This is a genomic window from Kingella sp. (in: b-proteobacteria) (assembly GCF_030527935.1).
Classification (GTDB): domain Bacteria; phylum Pseudomonadota; class Gammaproteobacteria; order Burkholderiales; family Neisseriaceae; genus Kingella_B.
The window spans coordinates 41309-65882 of the sequence record NZ_JAUMZV010000007.1 but is presented as its reverse complement, the minus strand read 5'-3'; the positions used below and the strand labels follow the sequence as shown (position 1 = coordinate 65882).

The 24574-nt window shown below is 54.0% G+C and carries 25 protein-coding genes, 1 tRNA gene and 1 pseudogene; 13 read left to right on the top strand and 14 right to left on the bottom strand.

What is annotated here, in order from left to right; all coding sequences use genetic code 11:
- Positions 1-62: 62 nt before the first annotated feature.
- From acpP to Q4A85_RS03715, 3 genes are all read right to left on the bottom strand, one after another.
- Entirely contained in the window at positions 63-299 is a 237-nt protein-coding gene (acpP, locus tag Q4A85_RS03725; protein ID WP_040559011.1) for an acyl carrier protein, read from the bottom strand.
- Positions 300-457: 158 nt separating this feature from the next.
- Positions 458-736, bottom strand: coding sequence for an oxidative damage protection protein (locus tag Q4A85_RS03720; protein ID WP_303107810.1), 279 nt, complete (start codon positions 734-736; stop codon positions 458-460).
- A gap of 265 nt (positions 737-1001) precedes the next feature.
- Entirely contained in the window at positions 1002-1859 is an 858-nt protein-coding gene (locus Q4A85_RS03715; RefSeq protein WP_303107809.1) for an SDR family oxidoreductase, read from the bottom strand.
- Between the two features lie 119 nt (positions 1860-1978).
- On the opposite strand from Q4A85_RS03715, the gene Q4A85_RS03710 reads away from it, so the two are divergent.
- From Q4A85_RS03710 to Q4A85_RS03695, 4 genes are all read left to right on the top strand, one after another.
- Positions 1979-2479: a phosphatidylglycerophosphatase A gene (locus tag Q4A85_RS03710; RefSeq protein ID WP_303107808.1), complete on the top strand. Its 501-nt coding sequence runs from the start codon at positions 1979-1981 to the stop codon at positions 2477-2479.
- 149 nt (positions 2480-2628) lie between these two features.
- The gene (locus Q4A85_RS03705; protein ID WP_303107807.1) at positions 2629-4281 is read left to right on the top strand and encodes a glycosyltransferase family 39 protein; all 1653 of its coding nucleotides are present in this window, start codon (positions 2629-2631) and stop codon (positions 4279-4281) included.
- A gap of 103 nt (positions 4282-4384) precedes the next feature.
- Entirely contained in the window at positions 4385-4888 is a 504-nt protein-coding gene (gene hscB, locus Q4A85_RS03700; RefSeq protein ID WP_303107822.1) for a Fe-S protein assembly co-chaperone HscB, read from the top strand.
- On the top strand, positions 4885-5088 hold the full coding sequence (locus tag Q4A85_RS03695) for a hypothetical protein (protein ID WP_303107806.1): 204 nt from the start codon (positions 4885-4887) through the stop codon (positions 5086-5088). The genes hscB and Q4A85_RS03695 overlap by 4 nt, the downstream gene beginning before the upstream one ends.
- Positions 5089-5151: 63 nt before the next feature.
- Here Q4A85_RS03695 and ubiD read toward each other — a convergent pair whose 3' ends face one another.
- Both ubiD and Q4A85_RS03685 read right to left on the bottom strand, forming a co-directional pair.
- The gene (gene ubiD, locus Q4A85_RS03690; protein WP_303107821.1) at positions 5152-6630 is read right to left on the bottom strand and encodes a 4-hydroxy-3-polyprenylbenzoate decarboxylase; all 1479 of its coding nucleotides are present in this window, start codon (positions 6628-6630) and stop codon (positions 5152-5154) included.
- Between the two features lie 385 nt (positions 6631-7015).
- Positions 7016-8428: a pitrilysin family protein gene (locus Q4A85_RS03685; protein WP_303107805.1), complete on the bottom strand. Its 1413-nt coding sequence runs from the start codon at positions 8426-8428 to the stop codon at positions 7016-7018.
- A gap of 265 nt (positions 8429-8693) precedes the next feature.
- On the opposite strand from Q4A85_RS03685, the gene Q4A85_RS03680 reads away from it, so the two are divergent.
- Complete coding sequence (locus Q4A85_RS03680) at positions 8694-8819, top strand: hypothetical protein (RefSeq protein ID WP_303107804.1); 126 nt, start codon at positions 8694-8696, stop codon at positions 8817-8819.
- A 14-nt stretch (positions 8820-8833) separates the two neighbouring features.
- On the opposite strand, the gene Q4A85_RS03675 is transcribed toward Q4A85_RS03680, so the two are convergent.
- The gene (locus tag Q4A85_RS03675) at positions 8834-9352 is read right to left on the bottom strand and encodes a single-stranded DNA-binding protein (protein WP_303107803.1); all 519 of its coding nucleotides are present in this window, start codon (positions 9350-9352) and stop codon (positions 8834-8836) included.
- Positions 9343-10755 carry an MFS transporter gene (locus Q4A85_RS03670; protein ID WP_303107802.1) on the bottom strand — a complete coding sequence of 471 codons (1413 nt, stop codon included), beginning with the start codon at positions 10753-10755 and terminating at the stop codon, positions 9343-9345. The genes Q4A85_RS03675 and Q4A85_RS03670 overlap by 10 nt, the downstream gene beginning before the upstream one ends.
- Before the next feature lie 372 nt (positions 10756-11127).
- On the opposite strand from Q4A85_RS03670, the gene Q4A85_RS03665 reads away from it, so the two are divergent.
- The 5 genes from Q4A85_RS03665 (at position 11128) to Q4A85_RS03645 (ending at position 14619) form a co-directional block, all read left to right on the top strand.
- On the top strand, positions 11128-11802 hold the full coding sequence (locus Q4A85_RS03665) for a trimeric intracellular cation channel family protein (protein WP_303107801.1): 675 nt from the start codon (positions 11128-11130) through the stop codon (positions 11800-11802).
- 82 nt (positions 11803-11884) lie between these two features.
- The gene (locus Q4A85_RS03660; protein WP_303107800.1) at positions 11885-12523 is read left to right on the top strand and encodes a DedA family protein; all 639 of its coding nucleotides are present in this window, start codon (positions 11885-11887) and stop codon (positions 12521-12523) included.
- Positions 12524-12608: 85 nt separating this feature from the next.
- Positions 12609-13238, top strand: coding sequence for a nucleoside triphosphate pyrophosphatase (locus Q4A85_RS03655; RefSeq protein WP_303107799.1), 630 nt, complete (start codon positions 12609-12611; stop codon positions 13236-13238).
- Positions 13239-13289: 51 nt separating this feature from the next.
- A complete protein-coding gene (locus Q4A85_RS03650) occupies positions 13290-13889 on the top strand; it encodes a hypothetical protein (RefSeq protein WP_303107798.1) in 600 nt (199 codons plus the stop codon).
- Positions 13890-14235: 346 nt separating this feature from the next.
- Positions 14236-14619, top strand: coding sequence for an adhesin (locus Q4A85_RS03645; protein WP_303107797.1), 384 nt, complete (start codon positions 14236-14238; stop codon positions 14617-14619).
- A gap of 67 nt (positions 14620-14686) precedes the next feature.
- Here Q4A85_RS03645 and Q4A85_RS03640 read toward each other — a convergent pair whose 3' ends face one another.
- From Q4A85_RS03640 to Q4A85_RS03620, 5 genes and pseudogenes are all read right to left on the bottom strand, one after another.
- Entirely contained in the window at positions 14687-15025 is a 339-nt protein-coding gene (locus Q4A85_RS03640) for a hypothetical protein (protein WP_303107796.1), read from the bottom strand.
- A 257-nt stretch (positions 15026-15282) separates the two neighbouring features.
- A pseudogene (gene arfA, locus Q4A85_RS03635) lies at positions 15283-15472 on the bottom strand (alternative ribosome rescue factor ArfA).
- Positions 15473-15764: 292 nt separating this feature from the next.
- Positions 15765-16040, bottom strand: a complete 276-nt coding sequence (locus Q4A85_RS03630) for a hypothetical protein (protein ID WP_303107795.1) — start codon at positions 16038-16040, stop codon at positions 15765-15767.
- A gap of 179 nt (positions 16041-16219) precedes the next feature.
- Complete coding sequence (locus tag Q4A85_RS03625) at positions 16220-20107, bottom strand: translocation/assembly module TamB domain-containing protein (protein ID WP_303107794.1); 3888 nt, start codon at positions 20105-20107, stop codon at positions 16220-16222.
- A 122-nt stretch (positions 20108-20229) separates the two neighbouring features.
- A complete protein-coding gene (locus Q4A85_RS03620) occupies positions 20230-22149 on the bottom strand; it encodes an autotransporter assembly complex family protein (protein ID WP_303107820.1) in 1920 nt (639 codons plus the stop codon).
- A gap of 155 nt (positions 22150-22304) precedes the next feature.
- On the opposite strand from Q4A85_RS03620, the gene Q4A85_RS03615 reads away from it, so the two are divergent.
- Complete coding sequence (locus Q4A85_RS03615; protein WP_303107793.1) at positions 22305-22463, top strand: hypothetical protein; 159 nt, start codon at positions 22305-22307, stop codon at positions 22461-22463.
- A gap of 52 nt (positions 22464-22515) precedes the next feature.
- Here the strand turns inward: Q4A85_RS03615 and Q4A85_RS03610 are convergent, their stop codons facing one another.
- Positions 22516-22740: a SlyX family protein gene (locus Q4A85_RS03610; RefSeq protein ID WP_303107792.1), complete on the bottom strand. Its 225-nt coding sequence runs from the start codon at positions 22738-22740 to the stop codon at positions 22516-22518.
- On the opposite strand from Q4A85_RS03610, the gene Q4A85_RS03605 reads away from it, so the two are divergent.
- The gene (locus Q4A85_RS03605) at positions 22740-22892 is read left to right on the top strand and encodes a hypothetical protein (protein ID WP_303107791.1); all 153 of its coding nucleotides are present in this window, start codon (positions 22740-22742) and stop codon (positions 22890-22892) included. The two genes, Q4A85_RS03610 and Q4A85_RS03605, sit on opposite strands and share 1 nt — an antisense overlap.
- On the opposite strand, the gene Q4A85_RS03600 is transcribed toward Q4A85_RS03605, so the two are convergent.
- Complete coding sequence (locus Q4A85_RS03600; protein WP_303107790.1) at positions 22858-24240, bottom strand: Na+/H+ antiporter family protein; 1383 nt, start codon at positions 24238-24240, stop codon at positions 22858-22860. The two genes, Q4A85_RS03605 and Q4A85_RS03600, sit on opposite strands and share 35 nt — an antisense overlap.
- Before the next feature lie 240 nt (positions 24241-24480).
- On the opposite strand from Q4A85_RS03600, the gene Q4A85_RS03595 reads away from it, so the two are divergent.
- A tRNA-Met gene (locus tag Q4A85_RS03595) sits at positions 24481-24557 on the top strand.
- Positions 24558-24574 lie beyond the last annotated feature (17 nt).

Genomic DNA, 24574 nt, shown 5'->3' with positions numbered 1-24574 from the left:
CAAACAGCCCCTGATTTGGGCAGGGCTGCCTGAAAATCAGAGGCTGTTTTGCCAAAAATGGCTTACGCTTGTTTTGAATTAACGTAATCAATCGCAGCTTGAACGGTGGTGAGTTTTTCTGCGTCTTCATCGGGGATTTCGCAGCCAAAGGCTTCTTCCAAAGCCATTACCAATTCTACGGTGTCCAGCGAATCTGCGCCCAAGTCGTCTTGGAATGATGATTCGTTTTTCACTTCGCTTTCGGCTACACCTAATTGCTCGGCTACGATGCTTTTAACTTTTTGTTCAACTGACATTATGGTCGTCCTTAAAAAAATGCCTTGCGGCGGTTTGAATAAATCTCTATCAATGTTGTATAGAGTGGTTTCTCTACTTTTGAGTTTGCGAATTTTAACCGCATTTTTATTGTTTTGACTACTCTTTGCGTGAAAATTCGTGCAAAGAGTTTTCAGGCTGCCTATTTGGGTTCTTCAATGGGAACATAGCCTTGCACTTTGTCTGCGCCGTCGCCAAAAAAGTAGCTTTCCATTTGCTGCGCTAGGTATTCGCGGGCGCGGGGGTCGGCTAGGCTCAGGCGGTTTTCGTTGATAAGCATGGTTTGGTGGCGCGTCCATGCGTCCCATGCTTCTTGCGAGATGTTTTCAAAGATACGTTTGCCCAGCGCGTTGGGCAGCGGGGGGAATTTCATGCCTTCGGCTTCTTTGCCGAGTTTGACGCAATGAACCATACGAGCCATTTTGTTCTCCTTGTTGTGTGGTTAAAACGGGCGGCATATTAGCAAATTTCAGGCTGCCTGAATAGTTAAGCTAAGAACCTGTATTCACTATTTTCATAAGCAGATTTGATGGCATAAAAGCGCGGATACAAGGCAAAAAGCGCAGCAGCAAGGTTGGACACCTTGCGAGCATTTTTAACGCGGTAGCCGCGTTTTTAGGGCATTAAAGATGCCTATGAAAATAGTGAATACAGGTTCTAAGAGCTTATCAGGCAGCCTGAAACGGTTATTTAAACAACGATGCCAGTTTGCCAAACAAGCCTTTGGATTGGGCTTCGTTGGCGGCGTTATGGCTGGCGGCATCGTTCGCGGCGTTGCCTTCTGGCGCGGTTTTGCGGGTTACGGTGTGGGCGGCAAAGGTTTGGGCAACGGGCATGATTTCTATGGCGTTGACGTTCATGTGCGGCGGGCATTGGTAGAGCCATAGGGCGGTGCGGGCGATGTCTTCGGCGCGAATGTAATCCACGTTTTCGTATAGTTTGTTTACGCGCTCTTCGTCGCCTTTGAAGCGGACGTTGGAGAACTCTGTGCCGCCGCATAACCCCGGTTCTACATTGGTGATGCGGATGTTTTTGCCTGCTAAATCTGCGCGTAGGTTCAGGCTAAATTGGCGCACAAAGGCTTTGGTTGCACCGTACACATTGCCGCCTGCGTAGGGATAAGTGCCTGCAATTGAGCCGATGTTGATGATGTAGCCCTGATTGCGCTCCACCATTTGCGGCAGCACTTGGCGGGTTAGGTAAATCAGCCCGAGCACGTTGGTTTGCACCATGGTTTCCCAATCTTCAAAGCTGGCTTGATGGGCGGGTTCTAGCCCAAGGGCAAGCCCTGCATTGTTAATCAGGCAGTCTATGCTTTGGAACGCTTCGGGCAGGTTGGCAAGGCTGGCAAGGGCAATATTGACGGAATTTTTGTCGCCAACATCCATTTCTAGCGGTTGGAACATAAAGCCCAGCTCGTTTTGCAAGGCGGCGAGCTTGTCTGCGCGGCGGGCTGCGCCGATAACGGGATAACCTGCTTGCACAAATGCGCGGCACATGGCTGCGCCAAAACCTGCGGATGCGCCTGTAATCAGAATCGCCATGATGTTTTGTCCTTTCTTGGGTGGTGGTATGATTGGGCTGATTTTAATGGTTTTCAGGCTGCCTTGGGTAGTGTTGTCGTATTAGGCAGCCTGAAAACGGGTTCACAAGGAATGGCTTTATGGCAAAACAAAAACCTGCTTTTGAAGTTACTTGGATGTGGCTGTGGCAACGCCCCGTGTGTTTCGTTGGCTTTGGTTTTGGCACAGGGCTTGCGCCCCACGCCCCTGGTACGGTGGGCACGCTGCCTGCGGTGTTTATTGCGGGGCTGCTGTTGGGCTGCGGCATGAGCAAGCTGACGTTGGGCTTGCTGTGTATTGCTTTGTTTTTTATCGGTATTTGGATTTGCAACGTAACCGAACGCGCGCTGGGTGTGCATGACTATGGCGGCATTGTGTGGGACGAGATTGTGGCGATGATGCTGATTTATGCCTGCGTGCCGCAAGGCTTGGGCTGGTGGACGATTGCGTTTGCGGTGTTTCGCTTTTTTGATGCGGTGAAACCGCCGCCGATTAAATGGTTTGACCAGCGCGTGAGCGGCGGATTGGGCGTGATGCTGGATGATTTGATTGCGGCGATGTTTAGCATTGCGGTGGTTTGGCTGCTGGTTTGGTTGTGTTAAATTAAGGCAGCCTGAAAGCGGGGGGAATGGATTTTCAGGCTGCCTCATCTCCCAAGGCAGCCTGAAACCAAATTAGCAACCGTTATCATCCAGACACCCCGCCCAAATACGCTATAATCGCCCACTCTCACAAAATCTCCATCCCGCTCATGCTCACTTACACCCCCGCATCCCAACGCCCCATTCCGCCCACCCGCGAATACCCTTGGTTGCTGCTTTTGCTCGCGTTCGCGTGGCTGTGGCCGGGCGTGTTTTCGCACGATTTGTGGAAGCCCAGCGAGCCTGAACTTTACACCGCCATCAGCGAAACGCCGTTTGGCGCGTGGCAGCCGATGCTGTTTGGCGCAGCCTATTTTCAGGCTGCCCCGTTGTATGTGCAAACCGCCCAGCTTTTCCAACGCTTGCTCACGCCGTGGGCAGCCGATGCGTATTCCGCCGCGCGCTTTGCCAGCGTGTTCTACACCAGCCTTGGGTTGCTGGGCAGCGGCATGGCGGGCTATCGCTTTTTGGGGCGGCATTATGGGCGCAGCGTGGTGCTGATTTTGATTGGCTCGGCGGGGCTGTTGCCGCTGGCGCATTTTATGGGTGGGCAATCGCTGCTGTTTGCGGGCATCGGGCTGGCGATGTGGGGCTACGCCGTTGCCCATCGCCAAGCCATTTTGGCTGCGCTGTTGATTGCCATCGCCAGCGTGTTGCTGATGCAAAGCGCGGGCATCATCATCGCCGCCGTGCCTTTGTTCACAGGCTGGCTGCTTTGGCTCACCCACGCGCCGTGGCGCAGCAACCGCATTCTGATTGCGCTTATCTGCGCCACGCTCACCACCTTGCCGCTCGCCAGTATCTACCCCATCGCCCTATCCATCACCCAGCCTGCCGCGTTTGCCCAATATCTGCATCAGCACCTATTTGGCGGCTACGGCGGCACGCAGCATTTTCAGGCTGCCTTTCAACTGCCCTATTATCTGCAACACATCCTGTGGTTCGCCTTTCCCGCCCTGCCGCTCGCCATCTGGACAGCCACCCGCCGCAAACCCTTGCCCGCCAACGCCGCCAGCTTTGCTTTCTACACGCTTGCCCTGCTCACCCTGCTCATCGCGCTTAACCCCCAGCGCGACCAAGATAGCTTAGTGCTTATCCTGCCCCCGCTCGCCCTGCTCGGCGCAGCCCAGCTAGACAACCTACGCCGTGGCGCAGTCGCCTTTTTAAACTGGTTTGGCGCGATGACCTTTGGCGCAGCCGCGCTATTCTTGTGGATAGGCTTTATCGCCATGAACTACGGCATCCCCGCCAAGCTCGCCGAACGCGCCGCCTATTTCAGCCCCTATTACACCCGCGACATAGACCCCATGCCCATTATCGTCGCCCTATTGTTCACCCCCATGTGGCTCATCGCCATCACCCGCAAAAACATCCGCGCCCGCCAAGCCGTAACCAACTGGGCAGCAGGCATCACCCTTGTGTGGGCGTTGTTGATGACCCTATTTTTGCCGTGGATAGATGCCGCCAAAAGCCACCGCCCCATCGTGCAACAAATGCAAAACAGCCTAAGCGACGACCTACTCGTTTCGCTGCACAGCCACACCAGCTGTCTCTACATCCCGCCCAATCAAACCGACACCCGCATCGCATGGCAACAATACAGCACCCTGCCCATCACCAGCAGCACCCCCAACTGCCGCTATGTGCTGCTGCAATACAACCCCAAAGCCCAAAGGCAGCCTGAAAACGGCAAAATCCTATGGACAGGGCGACGACCCCGCAGCAAGCACGAACAATTTGTATTGCTGGATACGCAGCCGTAAACCCGCAATGCCACCCGCCCAAGGCAGCCTGAAACACAATCTCCCCCATTTTCAGGCTGCCTATACAGAACAACCGCCCCAACCATCCCACAAAGGAAATCCCATGTCCCAATACTTCACCCTATTCCAACTGCCCGAAAGCTACACCCTAGACACCCAAGCCCTAGAACAACGCTACCGCCACCTTGCCGCCCAATTCCACCCCGACAAATACACCACCGCCAGCCCCTTTGAGCAAAAACAAGCCCTGATGATGAGCGCAACCATCAACCAAGCCTACACCACGCTCCAATCCCCCATAGACCGCGCCGCCTACATCCTGCAACAACACAACATCCACCCCGACGACCCCCACAACACCCAAATAGACCCCGAATTTCTGATGCAACAAATGCAATGGCGCGAAACCCTAGCCGAAGCCCAAGCCGAGCAAAACACCCCCACCCTGCAAGCCCTGCAAACCGAAATCGCCCAAGCCCAAACCCAGCTAGAACAACAGCTCGCAACCACCTTCGCCCAGCAAGACTACCCCGCCGCCAGCGACCTAGTGCGCCAAGGACGGTTTTTGAACAAACTGCAACGCGAAATTCAGAATGCGCTGGATTGAATGCGCTGTATAAGATTTCAGGCTGCCTAAACATGATTAGGCAGCCTGAAAACAATAACCCCGTTTTCAGGCTGCCTTTCCCCCGCATCAACCCTATTCCAACCCAATCCCCACGCCCAGCAGCATCGCCATCGCCAGCCAAAGCAACGTCACCACCACCGACCCTTGCGACCACTTCCCCCGCCGCCAGTCATCTTTAAACTGCTACACCGTCCACATCGCCAACTCGCCAGCCGCCAAAAGCAAATAAAGCTATTTAAACATCATAGCCCCAACTCCCCCCAAATCTCGTCCACGCGCCGCACCACCGCCGCATCGCGGGTAATCGGCGTGCCCCATTCGCGGCTGGTTTCGCCTGCCCATTTGTTGGTTGCGTCCAAGCCCATTTTGCCGCCCAGTCCGCTTACGGGGCTGGCGAAGTCCAAATAGTCAATCGGCGTGTTTTCCATCAAAACCGTATCGCGCACGGGGTCCATGCGCGTGGTGATTGCCCAGATGACTTCTTTCCAGTCGCGCACGTTTACGTCGTCGTCCACCACGATGATGAATTTGGTGTACATAAACTGGCGCAGGAAGCTCCAACAGCCCATCATCACGCGCTTGGCGTGTCCGGCATACTGTTTTTTCATGCTGACGACTGCCATGCGGTAGGAACAACCTTCGGGCGGCAGGTAGAAATCGGTGATTTCGGGGAACTGCTTTTGCAACAGCGGCACGAATACTTCGTTCAACGCCACGCCGAGTACGGCGGGTTCGTCGGGCGGTTTGCCAGTGTAGGTGCTGTGGTAAATCGGGTTTTCGCGCATGGTGATGCGCTCGACGGTGAACACGGGGAAGTGGTCTTGCTCGTTGTAATAGCCCGTGTGGTCGCCGTAGGGGCCTTCCAGCGCGGTTTCGTTGGGGTGGATAACGCCTTCCAACACGATTTCGGCGCGGGCGGGCACTTGCAAATCGCTGCCGATGCATTTTGTCAGTTCGGTACGCGAGCCGCGCAGCAAGCCGGCGAACTGGTATTCGCTCAATGTGTCGGGCACGGGCGTTACCGCGCCCAAAATGGTGGCGGGGTCGCAGCCGAGCACGACGGCAACGGGATAGGGCGCGCTGGGGTTTTCTTGGCGGAACGCCTGATAGTCCAACGCGCCGCCGCGATGGGCAAGCCAGCGCATGATGAGTTTGTTTTTGCCGAGCAACTGCTGGCGGTAGATGCCGAGATTTTGGCGTTTTTTGTGCGGCCCGCACGTTACCGTCAAGCCCCACGTTACCAGCGGGGCAACGTCGCCCGGCCAGCAGTGCTGAATCGGCAGCTCGTACAGGTTTACCGCGTCGCCCTCCAGTACGATTTGTTGGCAGGGGGCGTTTTTGACGATTTTCGGTGCCATGCTCCAAATGTCTTTCAAGAGCGGCAGTTTGGAAAATGCGTCTTTGATGCCTTTGGGCGGCTCGGGTTCTTTCAGATAGGCGAGCGTCTGCCCGATTTCGCGCAGTTTGGATACATCGCTTGCGCCCATGCCGAGCGCCACGCGCTCGGGCGTGCCGAACAGGTTGGCAAGCACGGGGTAGGCGTAGCGGCTGCCGTCTGGGCGCACGGGCTGTTCAAACAGCAATGCCGCGCCTCCCTGCCGCAGCACGCGGTCGGAGATTTCGGTGATTTCCAGATGCGGGGAGACGGGGGCGGCGATGCGTTTCAGGCTGCCTTGCTGTTCCAGTTGGGTTAGGAAGTCGCGCAGGTCGGTGTAGTGCATGGGGGTTCCTTGGGTTTTGATGGTTAGGCAGCCTGAAAAGGAGTGTGGGACATTTTTCAGGCTGCCTTTGGTGTTGGGATGTAGAGAGAATTGTTTACGACAGGTTGCGTTCAGGCAGCCTGAAACCTTTGCAAAATCTAAAATGAAACAAGAAATAGTCAATTCTCCGCCATTCCCGCGCGGGCAGAAATTTTGGTTAAATTTACACAATGATTTGTTTTTGCGTAGATTTTTGAATCTCAAACAAGATTCCCGCCTGCGCGGGAATGACGACATTTCTTATTTTTAGCTTCGCAACTCCGCTTCGCTACGCAGGCTGCCGTTAGGGGATTTGCAAAGATTTCAGGCTGCCAATAATGGTTTAACCACTTTCAGGCTGCCCTGCTCACTTCGCCTTACTCTTCGCCCCGCCCGCTTGCTCATCAGGCAGCAATTCCACATAAATCTGCCTGTCTTTCGTCAGCAGCTTGGCGGCAGCCTGAATGTCGGCGGCGGAGACGGCTTGGATGCGGCGGCGGATTTCGGCTTCATCGCGCCAGCTAAACCCTGCGATTTGCAGCAAGCCGATTAGGTTGGCGCAGGCGTTGATGCTGTCGCGGGCAAAAATGGTTTTGGCGTGTTCAATGCTGCGGGCGCGGTTCAACTCTTCTTCGCTGATGCCGTGTTCGGCAATATCCGCAATTTCGGCTTCAATCGCCGTTTTCAGGCTGCCTGTGGACACATTAGCCGCAGGCGAAGCGTTGATGCCCCAAAGCTGCGGACTGCGCGCCAGCAACGAATAGCCCGTATCAATGTTTTGCGCGATTTGCTTGCCGCGCAGCAAATTTTTGCTCAACCGCGCCGCGTTATGCCCATCCAACACATTGGTCAGCATATCCAGCGCGTAGGGCAGCTTCTCGCCCAGCGCGGTCAGATGCGGCACGCGGTAGGCAATCGTTATCAGCGGCTGCTTGGTGTTGCCTCGAATGCTGCTTTGCACCGCCTTGCCGCGCGACAACGGCTCGCTGATGTTTTGCCGCGCGGGCAGCGGGCGTTTTTTCAGGCTGCCAAAATACTGCTCGGCTTGGGCAAACGCCGTTTCAGGCTGCACATCGCCCACGATGACCAGCGTGGCATTATTGGGCGCGTACCATTTTTTGTACCATTGGCGCAAATCGTTGGACGTGAGCTTATGCAAATCCGCCATTTTGCCAATCACGCTGGTGCGGTTGGGCGATTTTTGCCACGCCCGCTGCATCACTTCTTCGTACAACAAACCTTGCGGATTGTCTTCAATGCGCTGGCGACGTTCTTCGCGTATCACCTTCATTTCATTGATAAACACGCTGTTGCTGAAATTCAAATTCGCCATGCGGTCGGCTTCCAATTCCAGCACTTTGGGCAAATGCTCGGCGGCGATCTTCACATGGTAAACCGTCTCTTCATCGGTGGTGTAGGCGTTGTTGTTGCCACCCAACGCGCTGATGATTTCGGCGTATTTGCCCGCTGGCACGGCTTGCGTGCCTTTAAACATCATGTGTTCCAGCGCGTGGCTCAGCCCCGTTTTGCCCGCCACTTCATCCGAGCTGCCCACTTTGTACCACAGCATAATCATGGCAACGGGGGCGCGATGGTCTTCTTTAACAATCACGCGCAAGCCATTGGGCAGCACGCGCTCGTGGGTGGCGGTGGATGGCGCAGGTTGGGTGGCGGTGGACGATGCGATGGTAAGCGGGGCAGGACTGCTGGCTTGCAGCGCAGCGTGGGCGGCGAATGGGAAAGTGGCGAGTAGCGCGAGAGCAAGGATTTTGGGGGACATGGTGGGCTTTCATTAAAAACGATGGTGATGTCCTAAAAAGTATGCTGGTTTGATTATTGTTGATAGCCAGCAGTACTGATTAAAAGCTCTGCAATCTGTTCCCTCTCCCGCCAGCGGGGGAAGAAACAGTCAGTAGTGCAGCATACTTTTTAGGACACCACCAAAACGATTTAGGTGCGCGAAAGGGCGTTTCAGGCTGCCTTTGGGAGAACAGCGTTAGTCAAAAATAACAAGGGTATGTGGCTATGCCACGCACCGTTTAGTCGTGTTTAAATTACTGGTGCGTGGCAAAGCCACACACCCTACAGACAACAAAACCGCAGACACTCAAAGCAGTATCTGCGGCTATCTTTGCCAAAACAACGCCATGCTGCTTTTCAGGCTGCCTTAATCGTAAAACTGTGCTTAAAACGGAATATCGTCATCAATATCGTCCACAGGCGCGGCGGGGGCAACAGGGGCTTGGCGTTGCGTAGGCGCGGCAGGGGGCGGCGCGTTATAGGCGGGCTGTTGTTGCGGTGGTGGCGCATAGTTTTGCTGCGGCGCAGGCGCGTAGCCCGCATCGTCGTGATAGCCGCCTTGTTGATTGCCGCTGCGCGAACCCAGCATTTTCATCTCGTTGCCGATAATGTCATACGCCGTGCGCTCCATTCCTTGTTTGTCGGTGTATTTGCGGCTTTGGATTTTGCCTTCAATATACACTTGGCTGCCCTTTTTCAAATACTGCCCCGCCACTTCGGCAAGACGGCGATACAGCGTGATGTTGTGCCATTCGGTGCGCTCTTGGCGTTGCCCGCTGTTGCGGTCGTTCCACGATTCGCTGGTGGCAATAGAAAAATTGCACACCGCATCGCCGTTGGGCATATAGCGCAGCTCGGGGTCGCGCCCCAAGTTGCCAATCAAAATAACTTTGTTTAATGACATTTGTTTGCTCCTGTTAATAAGATGGTTTGGATGCTGGCTTCGTCAAATCCTTGCTGCAAGACTTTGATAAATAGGGTTTGCTTGTCGTGGCTAAACGCAATGCTTTCCACGCCTGCGGTGGTTTGAATGGCGGTTTTCAGGCTGCCTAAATCGCCCTGCCATGCTTCGGGGACGGCGAACATCATGTTTTTCACAGGCTTGGGCGCAGGCGCGCGGGCAGCCAGCAGCAGCCATATGATGCCGATTAGCCCACAAAAAATAAACACGCCGTTAAAACCATACTGCGCGTATAAACGGCTGCCGATGATGCCGCCCGAAAACACGCCCACCGATTGCAGCGTGTTGTACACGCCCATCGCCGTGCCTTTTAAATTGCTGGGCGCGATTTTGGAAACCAGCGATGGCATACTCGCTTCCAAAATATTGAAGCCGATAAAATACACCACCAAGCTCAATCCAATCAGCCATGCCGCGTTCAGGCTGCCTAATAGCGCGAACTGCGCGGCTGTGGTTAAGCCGATGCCGATTAAAAACACGGGTTTGAGCTTATTGCGCGTTTCGCCGATGATGATGGCGGGAATCATCAACACCAAGCCGATAACGGTGGCGGGCAGATAGATTTGCCAATGGCTCGCCTTGTCCCAGCCCAAATCTTTCAGCGCAAACGGCAGCGTGGTAAACATCGCCATCAGCCCCGCTTGCAACACAAAAATGCCAAAATTGAGCCGCAAAAGCTGCCCATTTTTCAACACTTCGCCAATATACCCCACTTGCAATTGCGCATCTTCATGCAAACGCGATTGCGCACTGGTGGGATTGGGGGTGTACCACGCCACCAGCGCGATGCTGGCAAGGCTCAACGCGCCCATCAGCGCAAACAAGCCGTTCACGCCCAGCCAGCGGCTGAGTATCGGCGACAGCACCAAGCTAATGGAAAAAGTGAGCCCAATGCTCAATCCAATCAACGACATGGCGCGAGTGCGCACTTCTTCGCGGGTTAAATCCGCCAGCAACGCGGTTACCGCCGCGCTCACCGCGCCCGCGCCCTGCACCGCCCGCGCCATAATCAGCGTGTGTACATCGTTTGCCGTTGCCGCCCAAAAGCTGCCCAACGCAAACACGCCCATGCCGATGTAAATCACTTTTTTGCGCCCAATTTTGTCGGACAGCATGCCCAATGGCAGCTGCAACAAGGCTTGGGTTAAGCCATACATCGCCATCGCCAAGCCCACCATTTTCGGCGCGTTGGCGGCATTTGCGCCCGCCAAATCATGCGCGTGCAACGCCAGCACAGGCAACACCAAAAACATCCCCAGCATCCGCAAGGCATACACGCCCGCCAAAGACGTGGCGGCGCACCATTCTTGGGGCAACAGGGCGATTTTGGGCGGTTTAGCTTGCATGGGATTTCCGTGTGTGTGGCAGCCTGAAACGCGGTTTGAAAAAACGCTAGGCAAAAGAAGCGCGGATTATAGCATTTTTGGGGGGTTAGGCTAAAACCTTTGCATATTGCGAAGGCAGCCTGAAAAATAAGAAATGCCGTCATTCCCGCGTAGGCGGGAATCTTGTTTGATATTAAGAAACTCGTGTAAAAACAAGCTATTGTTTTGAATTAGCCAAGATTCCCGCCTACGCGGGAATGACGGACGTTACTATTTCGTTGTTGTGGTTTAGGTTTTGCAAAGTTTTCAGATTGGGTTTCAGGCTGCCTTTTGCGTTATCAACAATAAGAACAATAGGGCAGCCTGAAACCTTGTGCTAATATCGCATCCATCTTGTTCACCACCCGCCAAGCCATGTCTGCCGCCATCGTTCTCCCCGAAATCAAAGCCATCATCTACGCGCTGGATATCATCGGCGTGATTGCCTGCACCATCGCCGCCACCGTGCTCGCCAAGCAGCTTAAACTGGATTTTTTTGGCGCGGTGCTGATTTCGTTTCTGGGCAGCGTAGGCGGCGGCACGCTGCGCGATTTGCTGATTAACCGCCACCCCATTTTTTGGCTGCACGATTTAAATTATTTCTACACCATTTTGCTGGTGAGCACGGTGGTGCAAATGTTTTACGGCTTTTTTGCGCGGATTAACCATGTTATCCGTTGGTTTGACGCAATCGGCTTGGCGACGTTTACCGTGATTGGCGTGGAAGCGGCGTTGAGCCGTGGCATGACGGCAACGATTGCCATGCTGATGGGCGCGTTTACCGCGGTGATTGGCGGCGTGATGCGCGATATGGTGTGCCGCGAAATCCCGCTGGTGCTGCGCCAAGAGATTTACATCACCGCGTCCATCATCGGCAGCGGCTATTATCTGCTGATGCTGCAAACGGGCATGAATGCTTGGCTGCGCAGCTTGTCCACCATCGTGTTGATTTTTGCCATTCGGATGCTGGCGGTGTATCGCGGCTGGAATTTTCCCGATATTACGCTGCCGTGGTGGCGCGAGAAATAGGCAGCCTGAAAACCCTACCCAACCCTTTTCAGGCTGCCCATCCCTTCCCCATTATCCAACCCTTTTTCAGGCTGCCTAAACCATGCTAGATTTTATTCTCCATATAGACCAAAATCTTATCGTCCTTGCCGCGCAATACGGCATCTGGATTTACGCCATTTTGTTTCTGATTGTGTTCTGCGAAACAGGCTTGGTGGTGACACCGTTTTTACCAGGCGACTCGCTGCTGTTTGCCGCAGGCGCAGTTGCCGCTGCTTCCGCTGGCGCGTTAAACGTGCACATCATCATTGCCGTGTTGTTCGCCGCCGCCATTTTGGGCGACGCATCCAATTTTGAAATCGGTAAATACTTCGGCGCAAAGCTGTTCTCGCGCCCCGATAGCAAAATCTTCAAGCCCGAATACCTTGCCAAAACCCATGCGTTTTACGAAAAATACGGCGGCAAAACCATCATCCTTGCCCGCTTTGTGCCGATTGTGCGCACCTTTGCGCCGTTTGTGGCGGGCATGGGCAAAATGCACTACGGGCATTTTTTGCGCTACAACATCGTGGGCGCAATCGCGTGGGTGGTGTCGCTTGCCTATTTGGGCTATGCCTTTGGCAATGTGCCGCTGGTGAAAAATAATTTTGGCGTGCTGGTGATTGGCGTTGTGATTTTTTCCGTTATCCCGATGGCGGTGGAAATTATCCGCGCCAAGTGGAGCAAGGATAAGGCAGCCTGAAAACCATTTTCAGATGCCGTTTTAGCTTTACTGAAACTCGCTTTGCTCGTTTTCAGGCTGCCCATCACCATCCACAAGGACACCCATGCCCCAACTCTATCTCGCTTCCAACAGCCCGCGCCGCCACGAAATCCTGCAAAACTTGGGCTACACCATCCACAACATCGCCACCGAAATTGACGAAACCCCGCTGGCTCACGAATCCGCCCACGATTATGTGCTGCGCCTTGCCATCGCCAAAAACCGCGCCGCGCGGCAAGCCAACCCGCAGGCGAGCCAGTTCCCCATCATCAGCGCGGACACCAGCGTGGTGCATCGCGGTGCAATTCTCAGCAAACCCGCCACACCCGAACACGCCGCCGCCATGTTGCGCGGTTTGTCGGGCGACACGCACCAAGTCTTAACCGCCGTGTGTGTTTCGTTTGGCGCGCACGAACACGCCATCGTGCAGCAAAACAACGTGCAATTCTGCCCGCTCACCGACGCGCAAATCGCCGCCTACATCGCCACAGGCGAGCCGCTGGACAAAGCAGGTGCATACGGTATTCAAGGCATCGGTGGCGTGTTTGTGCAGCATTTGGCGGGCAGCTTCACCGGCGTGATGGGCTTGCCTGTGTTTGAAACCATCGCCCTGTTGCAACGCTGCGGCGCGGCGGTGCCGCCGTTTCAGGCTGCCGCCGCTTCACTTCATCCCACCCACAAGAAATCGCCATGAAACTTCATCTCATCGCCCCCCCTGCTCGCTCTATCCCTAGCCGCCTGCGATGTGCGCGTTGGCAACATCACGCCCGCCGCCCAATCCAACATCGTTGCCAGCGAAAGCGATGTGTTACAGCAGGTGCAAATCGGCAGCACCACCGCCGAGCAGTTGAAAAAAATCTACCCCGATATCATTCAAAGCGATAGCGGTTATCTAGGCTATGGCGACCGCATCATTACAGTAGAATCAGGCGACATTGTTATTTATATGCGCGACATCAAAGGCACTGTGCCACAGCAAATGTTTGTCTTTGATAGCGACAGCAAAGTGCTGCAATCTATCTTATTTTTACGCGCCGACAACGATTTTGACGCGCTAATAGGCAGCCTGAAAACCGCAGGCTTCGCGCCCTATCCTGATTTAACTGCCGATGAATTTGCCATCATGCAAATGGCTGCCAGCGAAACGCCCGAAAGTCGTAAGCAATCCATGCAACAAGCAGGCGTACAACAATTTAAAAAAGGTACTTTGCTGGCACTCGCCATGCCTGCTAGCGTCAATGAAAACAGCAAAATGCCAAGTCTGATTATTCTTAACCTTGCCTACGCCTCCGAACACCGCGCCAAGTGGGAAAAACACCAACGCAGCGCATCGCAGGCGAACTAGCTTTTCAGGCTGCCTAAACGCGGGCGCAATATAAGGCAGCCTGAAATGGTTTTGCGCGCCCCTACGGCTTGCTTGCAAGCCGTGCTCTTGCTTTATATTGGATGGCATCGGTTGGATTTTTAAAGCGGGCTAGTCGTTGCGCCATAGTTTCAAAATGGCTTTTCAGGCTGCCTATTCGCTCCAACCAAACGGCTAAACCCGCCCCGCTCCGTTCCGCCGTTTGCCATGTGAAAAAATATGAAAACGCCCAATCGCCCCGCTAGACAAACGCAAAAGATAAATTTATGATGCCGCTTGTTGCAAATCCTTGCAGCAATTCACTTCATTTTCCGCAAAGGATAGAAATATGAACATCGCAAAAATTTTGAGCGTTTTGGCTTTAACCGTTATCGCAGGCAGCGCCATCGCCGCCCCACGCGGTCCGATTAACGCGAAAAAAATCACCAGCACACGCACCGTAAACTACACTTGCCAACAAGGTCGCGTTGCCGTGAAATACAACTTTAACGGCGCAGGCATTCCTGTTACCGCCACTGCTAAATTGAACGGCGCAACCCGCGTGATGCAATACGATTTGAACAAATCGGACAACGTGGACACCATTTTCGGCGGTCGCGGCTACGGCATCAGCATGGAAATGCTCACCAGCGAAAACGCACGCAAAGCCAACATCGCTACCATCACTTCGCCACACGATGAGATTTTGTTTAAAGATTGCGCCCCACGCTAATTTTCAGGCAGCCTGAAAATGCAAAACACGCTCGCAGAGCTTTGCGAGCGTGTTTTTTATTGCGCGATTATTTGACGATTTGTACAGGACCGTGGTCATCGCAATGGTCGCCGTGTTGATGATGCAAACGACCGTTTACCAAGTAATCCACGTGGTCACCGTGTGGCACGGCTTCGTGTCCGCAGCCTGCGCCGTGGCGGTGTTCGCCGCAAGTGTGCACGGGGTGGCAGCCGTCTGGGTTGGCATCGGTTACGTCCAAGCGGTGTTCATCATAATGCTCGGCGTGGGCGTGGTGCAGATGCCCATCGTGTAGATAATCCACATGGTCGCCGTGTTGGATGGCGGTGTGTCCGCAGTTTGCGCCGTGAACGTGGGTGTGGTTTGTGTGTGTTTGACAATCGGTCATTTTGTTTGCTCCTAAGTTAGGTTGTGTGAAAAATTACTACTCGCGCATTGTAAACATTTGGCGAAGAGAAATCAATAACTTTTTGAAAATTAATTGTTTTTTATTTTGATATAACGTAGCGGATTGTAAAGATAGATTGAGATTAAGCGGGACGTTGGTAAACGATGGTGCAGCAAAGGCTTGCTGATGTTGCCTGCCAGTAAAGCCTTATTGAATATGCCATTTGGTAACGAGCTATCGCTGCTCCATGTTGATTTTCAGGCTGCCCAAACAAAGCAGGACGATTCCGAAGAACCGTCCTGCCATTTTTTTGCTTGTTGTCTGTTGTAGCTGCCTTTGCCTTTTTTGTTGCGCTCTATTTTGTGGCGGAAGAAGATTGGATTTGACTAGGGCTTTTAAGGCGTTGTCTTGGATGGTGCCTTTGTTGATTTGAACTTTTCGGCTCATGTTGGGTTTCCTTGTGAATGAATGATGTGGTTGTGGCAGCCTGAAAACGAGTGAAGCGAGTTAATGGTCAAACAGATTTTCAGGCTGCCTTACGGTGCGTGGCAAAGCCACACACCCTACATCGGATATTTAGAACCTGTATTCACTATTTTCATAGTCATCTTTTATGCCCTAAAAACGCGGATACTGCGTTAAAAATGCTCGCAAGGTGTCCAACCTTGCTGCGCTTTTTGCCTTGTATCCGCGCTTTTATTTCATAAAATCTGCCTATGAAAATAGTGAATACAGGTTCTTATTTGCCTTTTTTGGCGGCTTTTTCGTCTATGGCGGCGAAGCGGTTGGCGATGTGTTGGTGCAATAGCTCGCGTTTTTCCCAAAAGAATTTTTCAAATTTTGCCAGCGAGTAAATTTTTTGTACCATTTTTGGGAAGCCGCCGTGCAAGATGGCGGCGATTTCTTTGTTGGTTTCTTCGTTGTCCATGCCTTCGCGCAGGTTGATGTTTTTGCTTTCCAGATAGGCGGTTAGCTGGTTTTTGGTGTAGGGGTTGATGTCAAATTGGTTAATCATGGTGGGTCTTTCTTGGGTTGATGAGAAAAGGGGATTGTAGCTTGCAAGCAAGTGGGTTGCCAACTTTGCGGCAGCCTTGCCCCCTTGCCCAAATCTTTGATTTGGAGACAAAGGGGTATGCCGCAGCGCAATGCGCAAGGTTGAAAAACGTGTTTTACCGTTTTCAGGCTGCCTTATCGTCAATCAAACCGTTTGATGTATTTCAACTCGCCGCCTGATGAGAGCGTGCCGATGCGGGCGATGGCTTGGAAAGCGCGGCTGAGTTGATACACGAGCTGGATGGTTTGGTTGGCTTGCCCCAGCCCGACTTCGTAGCCAAGGTATAAATCTTGGGTGAGCTGTTTGCCGAAGGTGAGCACTTGCTGGGCGGGGTTAAGCTCGCCTGTGTCGGTGTTGCGGGTTTGTTGGGTGGTGAGCCCGAAGTCGTCCACAAAGCCCATTTTGTCGTTGAACTTGCCTGCCAGATATGCGCTGGCGGCGGTGGCTAGGGCGGCGTTGTCGCTGTCGTTGCCTGAGCTGGCGCGGTTGAGAATCAGCCATGAGAGTTTGTCTTTTTCGCTCATAGGTTCATCGGCAACTAGGCTCACGCGCGGGTTTTCTAGGTTGCCCAACACTTCTACGCCTGCGCCCACGGGGGATGCGCGGCGTTCGGCGCGGATGTTGAGATTGGGCTTGGTTAAAGGCCCAACAAAGGAAATGATGCCTTTTTTTACCACCAAATCTTGTCCGTAGGCTTTGTATTGCCCGCGTGTGATGTGGATGCTGCCCACGGCTTGCACATCGGCGGTGGTGTTGGAGCTTAGGTGGAGTTTGCCGCCAAGCGACACGCGCAAGCCTTCGCCCACGAAGAACAGGCGGTCGTTTAGGTCAAAGTCTAGGTTGAGTTTGAGCGGCAACGGCGGCGCGGGCGCGGGTTTCACTTCGCCAACGATAATCACATCATCATCCAGCGTGGGCGCGCTGCTTTCTTGGAAGCCGAAGCGTCCGACATCGGTTTTCAGGCTGCCTGTGAGCGTGATGCCGTTGCTGTTGTAGCTGATGTCGGTGCTGCCCGATAGCGTGAGATGGCGGCTGGTTTGGTCTAGGATGGGGTATTGGGCTACGGTGATTTTGGCGTTGACATCGGGCGCGCTGTTCACATAGGCGGCATCGCCTGTTAGGCTGATTTTGCCGCCTTTGCGGTCAAACACCAGCGAATCAATGTGCCAGCGTTGTCCGTCTAAATGGGATTTCAGGCTGCCGTTGTCCAGAATAATGCCAACTTGGCGGTTGCGGTAATACAGGTTTTCGCCGTTTACGGTGCCGCTGAGTTTGGGCGTGTCCACTGTGCCTGCGATTTGGGCGGTGGCGAGCAGCGAGCCTTGGATGATGTGCCCCACGGGCATCATGCTTTTTAGGCTTTCTAGGTTGTCGTTGGCAAATTGGATTTTGCCGCTGACGGGGGCGGATGTGATTTTGCCGCCGCCAAAGGCTTGCAGGATGTTGTAGTCACCCGATACTTTGCCGTAGCGGGTGCCGGCGGTGATGTTGTTGTGGATGCCGCTGCCGTCTAGCGTGGTTTTGAGCACGAAGTTTTGCAGATTGAGCGGCTGCTTGCGGGCGGTGGGCAGGGTGATGTCGCCGCCTTGTTGGCGCAGGTTTAGGTAGCCGCGCGGGCTTTGGGTGTAGCTTAAATCCCAGTCGGCGGCGATGGTTAGGTTGTGTTCCATCGGCGGGGTGTAGAAGTTATGCAGTTGTTCTAGGCTTAGGTTGTTGGCGCGTCCTTTGGTTATCAGGCCTGTTTGTTTGCTCCATGTGAGCTGGTCTAAATTCAGGCTGCCACCGAGTGCTTGCCAGCTTGCGCTGCTGAGTGCCACGCGCTCTGCGCCTGCTTCTAGCCGCATGGTGTTTTGCAGGCGCAAATTGAGCGCGCCTGCGATGTTGAGTTCGCTGATGTTGCCTTGCCATTGTGTTTGCTCGTTTAGCCCGCCGCTTGCGCTGGCGCGTAGGGTAAGCGGTTTGTTGTCTATTTTCAGGCTGCTTTGGGCTTTAAATTGGTGTTGCCGTTGCGTGCCGTTTAGGCTGGCGGTGATGTTGTCGATGGCCGCGCCGCCTGCGCTGATGTGGTTGCCGTTGAGCGTGATGTTGAGCGGGGCGGTGGGGCTGGGGCTGGCTTGGATTTTGAAGTCTAGGTTTTGGATGCGCAGGGCTTCGCCTAGGGCAAAGCCGTGGGCTTGTCCGTTTAGGTTGGCATCTACTTGGGTGTAGCTGTTGGCGGTGGTTTTCAGGCTGCCTTTGGCGGTGAGCGCGCCTTGTAGCCCGAAGCCGAATAGGTTGAGATTGGGGGCGTTGATGTCTAAGGCGAGACTGTCGCCTTGTTTGCCATACGCACCTTGGGTGTTCAGGTGGTTGTTGCCTAGGTGGATGGCTAGGTCGGCGTGGCTGATGTGGTTGTCTTGATAGTCCACGATGCCGTTGCCCGATAGGTTTGCGCCCGATAGGGCGGATGGGGCGAAGTTGAGTTCGCTGTGGATGCGTTGTTGGGCGATTTCGCCTGTGGCTTGGATTTTGCCGTTGATATTGCCTTGCGGGAAGCTGGGGTAGAGCGCGCTGGGGTTGAAGTTTTGGCTGGCAAGTTGCACGGCGAGCTTTTGGTTTTGGAAGAGTTCTAGGCTGCCTGCCAGTTTAACTTCGCCGCCGTTGTTGGTTTTGATGCTGCCGTTTTCTATCAGCAGGGTGCGTTGGGCGTTTTTTGTATCGGTGGCGATTTTCAGGCTGCCTGTGCTTTGGGCGTGGTCGGTAGTGAGCTGCCAGTTGATTTGTGGATTGGCGAATGTGCCTGTGGCTTTGATGCTGCCGTTGAGCGTGGGTTGCAGGGCGGTGCTGATGACATCGCTGCTGGTGAGCTGGGCGATGTTGGCGGTGAGATTGAGCGCGGGGTCGCTGGTTTGGATGTCGCCTGCGATTTTCAGGCTGCCTTTTTGCAGCAGGTTGGCTTGGATGTGGTCTATTTTGACTGCGCCGTTGTCGTCAATATTAAAAATGCCGTTGATGAGCTTAACGGGGATGCCGTTGTTGTCGGCGGTTTTGGGCATTTCGTTGCGCAGGTTGAGTACGCCGCGCAGCATGGCTTTGGGGTCGTCTAAATCGGGCGTAATGCCGAGCGTGAAGTGTAGGTTGGCTTCGGGCAGGCTGGGCATAAAGGCTTTGGGGTTGATGCCTTGCCCAATCACGCTCACTTTGCCGATTAGGTCGTCAATGCGCTTGGCAAAGGGGCGCAGTTGGGTGTTGGCGTGCAAGCCTACGCCGTTGCCTGTTAGGTCGGTGTTGATGATGATATTGTTCAGGCTGCCTGATAGGGCTAGGGTGTTGGTTACGGCGATACCATCTAGCTCGCCATCGGACAGCAAGCTGCCTGATAGGGCAAAGGGCTTGGTGGTGCTGGCGGCGAGTTCGCCGTGGGTGCTGGACCAATAGTTTTTCAGGCTGCCTAATGTGATGCGGTGTTGTTGGTGGTCGTAAACATAGCTGGCTTGGGCTTGGCGCAGGATTTTGCTGCGCTTTTTGCCTTGCGTGATGCTGTGGATGGCGATATTGTCCACGGCGATGGTGAGCGGCAGGCTGATGCTGGTTGGCTCATCGGGCGGCGGGCTTTTGGGCTGCGGCGGCGCGGGCTTGGATTGGATATGGATGTCGCCCGCGTTGATTTGGCTGATGTGCAAATGGCGTTGCCAAAGCTGGCGCGGCTGCCATTGGAAATACAAGCTGCTGATGTCAATATCCGCGCTGGGCGTGATGATGCGCAGCTCATCGGCGTTGATGCCTTGCAGGATGCTGCCTGTGAGCGTTTTGGATGTGATTTGGATGTCGGCGAGCTTGGGCAGTTGATACACGGCAAAACGCAAGCCGCTGTTGGTGTTGAGCAGCCACGCCGCGCCGCCCGCGCCTGCGCCCAGCAAAACCACCACCGCGCCGAAGGTGTATTTGAGCAGGCGCCGGGGTTTTTTGGTTTTTTGGGGAGCGGGGGATGGCGATGGCGAAACGTCGGGGGTTTCTGTTGCTTGGGGATTGGGGGATGGTTCGGTCATGATGTTTGGGGTGAAAATGGGGTTTCAGGCTGCCTTTGGGGATGGGGGTTTAGCTACGCTGAACAGCGTTTCAGGCTGCCGATGTGGTGAGCAATGATGCGGGTGGTTAGGCTGCTTTATGCTCAGAACCGCGTGCCCAAGCTAATATGCCAGCGCAATTTTTTATCGCGATGCCCATAGGCAATATCAAACGAAAACGGCGCGGCGGGGCTAAACCAGCGCACGCCTATGCCTGTGCCGTGGTAGAGCGTCATGTCTTTGAGTTTGTGGGCAACGCTGCCCATGTCGTGAAAGACGGCAAGGGCGAAGCTGCTTTTGATGGGGTATTGGTATTCCGCGCTGGCAACAAACATAACGCGTTCGGGCAAGACCGCGCTGCTGGGCGGCACTTTTCTGCCGATGCTGTTGAGTTCGTAGCCGCGAATGGAGCTTGCGCCGCCCGAGCGGAACATCAGCGATGATGGCACATTGCCGTCTTCAAATTTTTGATTGGTGTGCACATAGCCAATTTCGCCGCGCGCCACCCATGTGCCCAGTTTTTTGTTTTCGGGGGTGTAGTAATAACCTGCGCTGCCGTGCACACGAACCATCGGTGCGGACGAAAGCAGCGAGCCAAGTGTTGTGCCAACTTTGCCGCTTAGATAATAGCCATTGGCGGGGCGCAACAGGGTTTCTAGCCGTTGGCGTTTCCATGATGCGGTGAGCATGGTGGCGTAGCTGCGCCCGAAGTTGATGTTGCCGTTGGGAATTTTGCTGTCTTCGGCGATAAACTCTATGCCGATGCGCGATTCAATGTTGTCACGGTCGCGCACGCGCCAAATGCCTGATGTGATGCCGCGTTTTTCTAGGTTTTGCGTAGTGCTGCGGTTGTAGGTGATGTTGGCGGTGTTGAAATGCCCTGTGCCGTTGCGCGGCTGGCTGATGCCGATGCCGAGCTTGGTTTGGTATTTGTCCATTTCCCAAGCCAGCGAGCCGACATAGCCGCGATTGAAGATGTTGTAATGCTCGTAGCCCAGCATGCCGCCCAAGCCGTATTCGGAATCAAAGCTGATGCCTGTTTCAAATTTTTGCCGCTTGGCTTCGGATACGGCTACTTTCACGGGCACGCGGTCGCCTTGCAAATTGTCAAAATCGGCTTGCACGGACGCGCCTGTGTAGTGGCTGTCGTTTTCTAGGGCTTGCTGGTAATCCAGCAGCTTGTCCAAATCGTACACATCGCCTGTTTTGAACTGCGCCATGTTGGCAATCACGCTTTGCGGATAGCGTTGGTTGCCTTTGATTTGGAAGTCGCCAAAATAAATCGGCTTTTTGCTGTCCACGGTTACGGTTAAATCGGCTTTTTGCGTTTGCGGGTTTACCGCCGCTTGCGTGCCTGTGAACTGGGCGAGTGGGTATTTTTTACGGGTTACGGCGGTGAGCACGGATGTTTTGCTGCCGCTCCAATCTTCTTGGCGAAATGGCGCGCCCACGGGCAGTTGCCAGTTGGAAAAGGCGTTTTTGTAATAGCTGTCCAGCGTGTCGTCTTGCAGAATATCGCCCAAAATGGCGACGTTTACATTGTCAATCACGGTGCGCTTGCCGGTGATGACTTTCACGCGATAGCCTTCGCCTTCGGGGGTTACGCTGATTTCGCTGTTGAAATAGCCTTCGGTTTTTATCATGTTGCGCGCATCGTTGGGCGCGTCTTCGGCTAAGTAGCCCAGTTGTTCTTTGTCTAGCTCTTCTTTGCGTTGGTAGGCAATCAGCGGCAGGTATCGCTCCAACATTTTTTGGATTTCGGGGTTGTCGGCTTCGATGATGATGGGGTATTTGGGGGTGAGTTCGCGCTCTTCTTCGTCTATGCCTTGCTCGCTTTTGCTTTTGTCTTTGCGCAGGGAGATTTCGGATTTTTTTAGCGGCGGGGTGGAGGCTTCGGTTGGGTTTTCGCTGCTGGCGGGCGCGGAAGCGGCTTCGCTGGCATTGCTGCTGGTGGGTGCGGCAAAAAGCGGGCTGCTGATAAAGGCGAGTAAGCAGGGGAACAAAACGGTGGGGCGAAAAATCATCATTGTGGATAGCGTTTTCAGGCTGCCTTGGGGCGGCAAATGGAATACGGAAATGGGCGGCATTTTAGCATAATGTGAGTGGGTGCAATTTTGCTTCGCAATGGGGTTTGATTGGTTCTCTGACTGCCTTTAAGTGAGGCCGCCTGAAACTAAAAATGGAACGGCGACGGCTCGTCGCCAAATGGCGTAGTATTCAACAAGGCTTTGCTGGCTGGGAAAATATCAAGCGAACCTTGGATGCGCCATTGTTTACAGGCTTTATAAAGATTTCAGGCTGCCTTTGCGGATTAAGGCAGCCTGAAAACTCTTTTTAGCCTTACCAAACGTGTAACCTTTTTTCAGGCTGCCCCAATACCGCGCTAATGGCTAATAATGCGGCGGCACTTCATCCACCAAACTGTACGGTTTATCCCCCGCGCTCTCGCTTTGCTGCTGGATTTTGTTGTATAACAGCCGCAACTGCGCCTGCTGCAAATCCAGCGTGTTTTGCATTTTGGCTACTGTGTCGTTCAGGCTGCCTAATAGCTCGTCTTGCAGCGCAAGGCGGATTTCCAGTTCTATGATGCAGTTTTCTAATTCGTTTTCGTTCATTGGGCTCACTTGCTTCGTTATCCATTGTTTCCATCATCCAAACCAAAGGCAGCCTGAAAATGAGCAAAGCCAAATCCATTTTAGCTTCGCTGAACTTCGTTTCAGGCTGCCTATGGTTTACAACACCGCCGCCGCAATCCACCCCGCAATAAACAGCGGGATGTTGTAATGAATAAACGTGGGAATCACGCTATCGCGCATATGGTCATGCTGCCCATCCACATTCAAGCCCATCGTAGGCCCCAGCGTAGAATCCGAAGCAGGCGAACCCGCATCGCCCAACGCCCCCGCCGTGCCAATAATCGCCACCGTTGCCAGCGGCGAAAAGCCCAAGCTCACGCACAGCGGCACATAAATCGCCGTGATAATCGGCAGCGTGGAAAACGAACTGCCAATCCCCATCGTAATCAGCAAGCCCACCATCAGCATCGCAAACGCCGCCATCGTTTTGTTGCCCGCAAACATACTCGCGCTTGCCTGCACCAAAGGCTCAATCTGCCCCGTCGCCTTCATCACTTCCGCAAAACCCTGCGCCGCAATCATAATAAAGCCCACCATCGCCATCATCTGCATCCCACGATTAAACACCGAATCCGCTTCCGAACGGCGCACTACCCCCAGCATCATAAACACCGCAAAGCCCAGCAGAGCCCCCAGCATCAGCGCATCCTTGTACACCAACTGAATCGCAAAGCACACCAAAATCGCCACCGCCGCCACCGCGCTGCGATAAGACGACACCACAGGCTGCCCCACCGCATCATCAGCCGCATCCCAATCCACCTGCTGATTTTGATACACACGCGGCTTGCGATAATGCACAAACGCCAACAGCAAGCCCGCCACCATCCCCAGCGCAGGAATCGCCATCGCCTGCATCACATTAATATGCTGCACGCTCATCCCTGCCTTCTCAATATTGCCCAGCAAAATCTTATTCAAAAAAATCGCGCCAAAACCATAAGGCAAAAACATATAAGTCGTAACCAAGCCAAACGTCATCACACACGCCAGCAAACGGCGGTCAATTTGCAAACGGTTAAACACCAGCAACAAAGGCGGCACAATCATCGGAATAAACGCAATATGAATCGGCACAATATTCTGGCTCATCACCCCCATCGCCAGCAACGCCAACAGCAAACCCCACTTCACCCCATTGATGCCAGACGGAATCGCATCCTGCGTTTGATTAGTAGAAATCCGCCGAATTATCGCCCCCGCCATCTGCTGCGGCAGCCCAGAATGCGTAATCGCCATCGCAAACGCCCCCAGCATCGCATAAGACAACGCAATCGTCGCCCCATTCGCCAAACCATCCTGAAAATGCGACATCACCCCCTTGGTAACCACATTGCCCGCCGCATCGCTCACATCCGACAACGGCAAACCCGCCGTCAGCCCCGCCGCAAACGCCCCAATCACCAAGCTCAACACCACATGAATCCGCGACACCGACAACACCAGCATCACCAAAACACCAATAATTACCGCATTCATTGCACAACAACTCCCGCCGCCCAGCAATAGGCAGCCTGAAAACAAAAAAACGCATCATACCTTAACATCCCTTAACATAACAAATCAAAAATCCCCGCCAGCCTACTCTTTACACACTTTCAGGCTGCCCTGCCCCACCTTGCCAACAGAATTTCATTAAAAATCAATCCATCTCCAGCGTAAACGCAAAATTTCATTTGACGAAAAAACCCAAGCCCAGTATAGTGCGCGACTTCTCACGGCGAATTAGCTCAGTCGGTTAGAGCAGAGGAATCATAATCCTTGTGTCCGGGGTTCGAATCCCTGATTCGCCACCAAACAACATAAGTTGGAA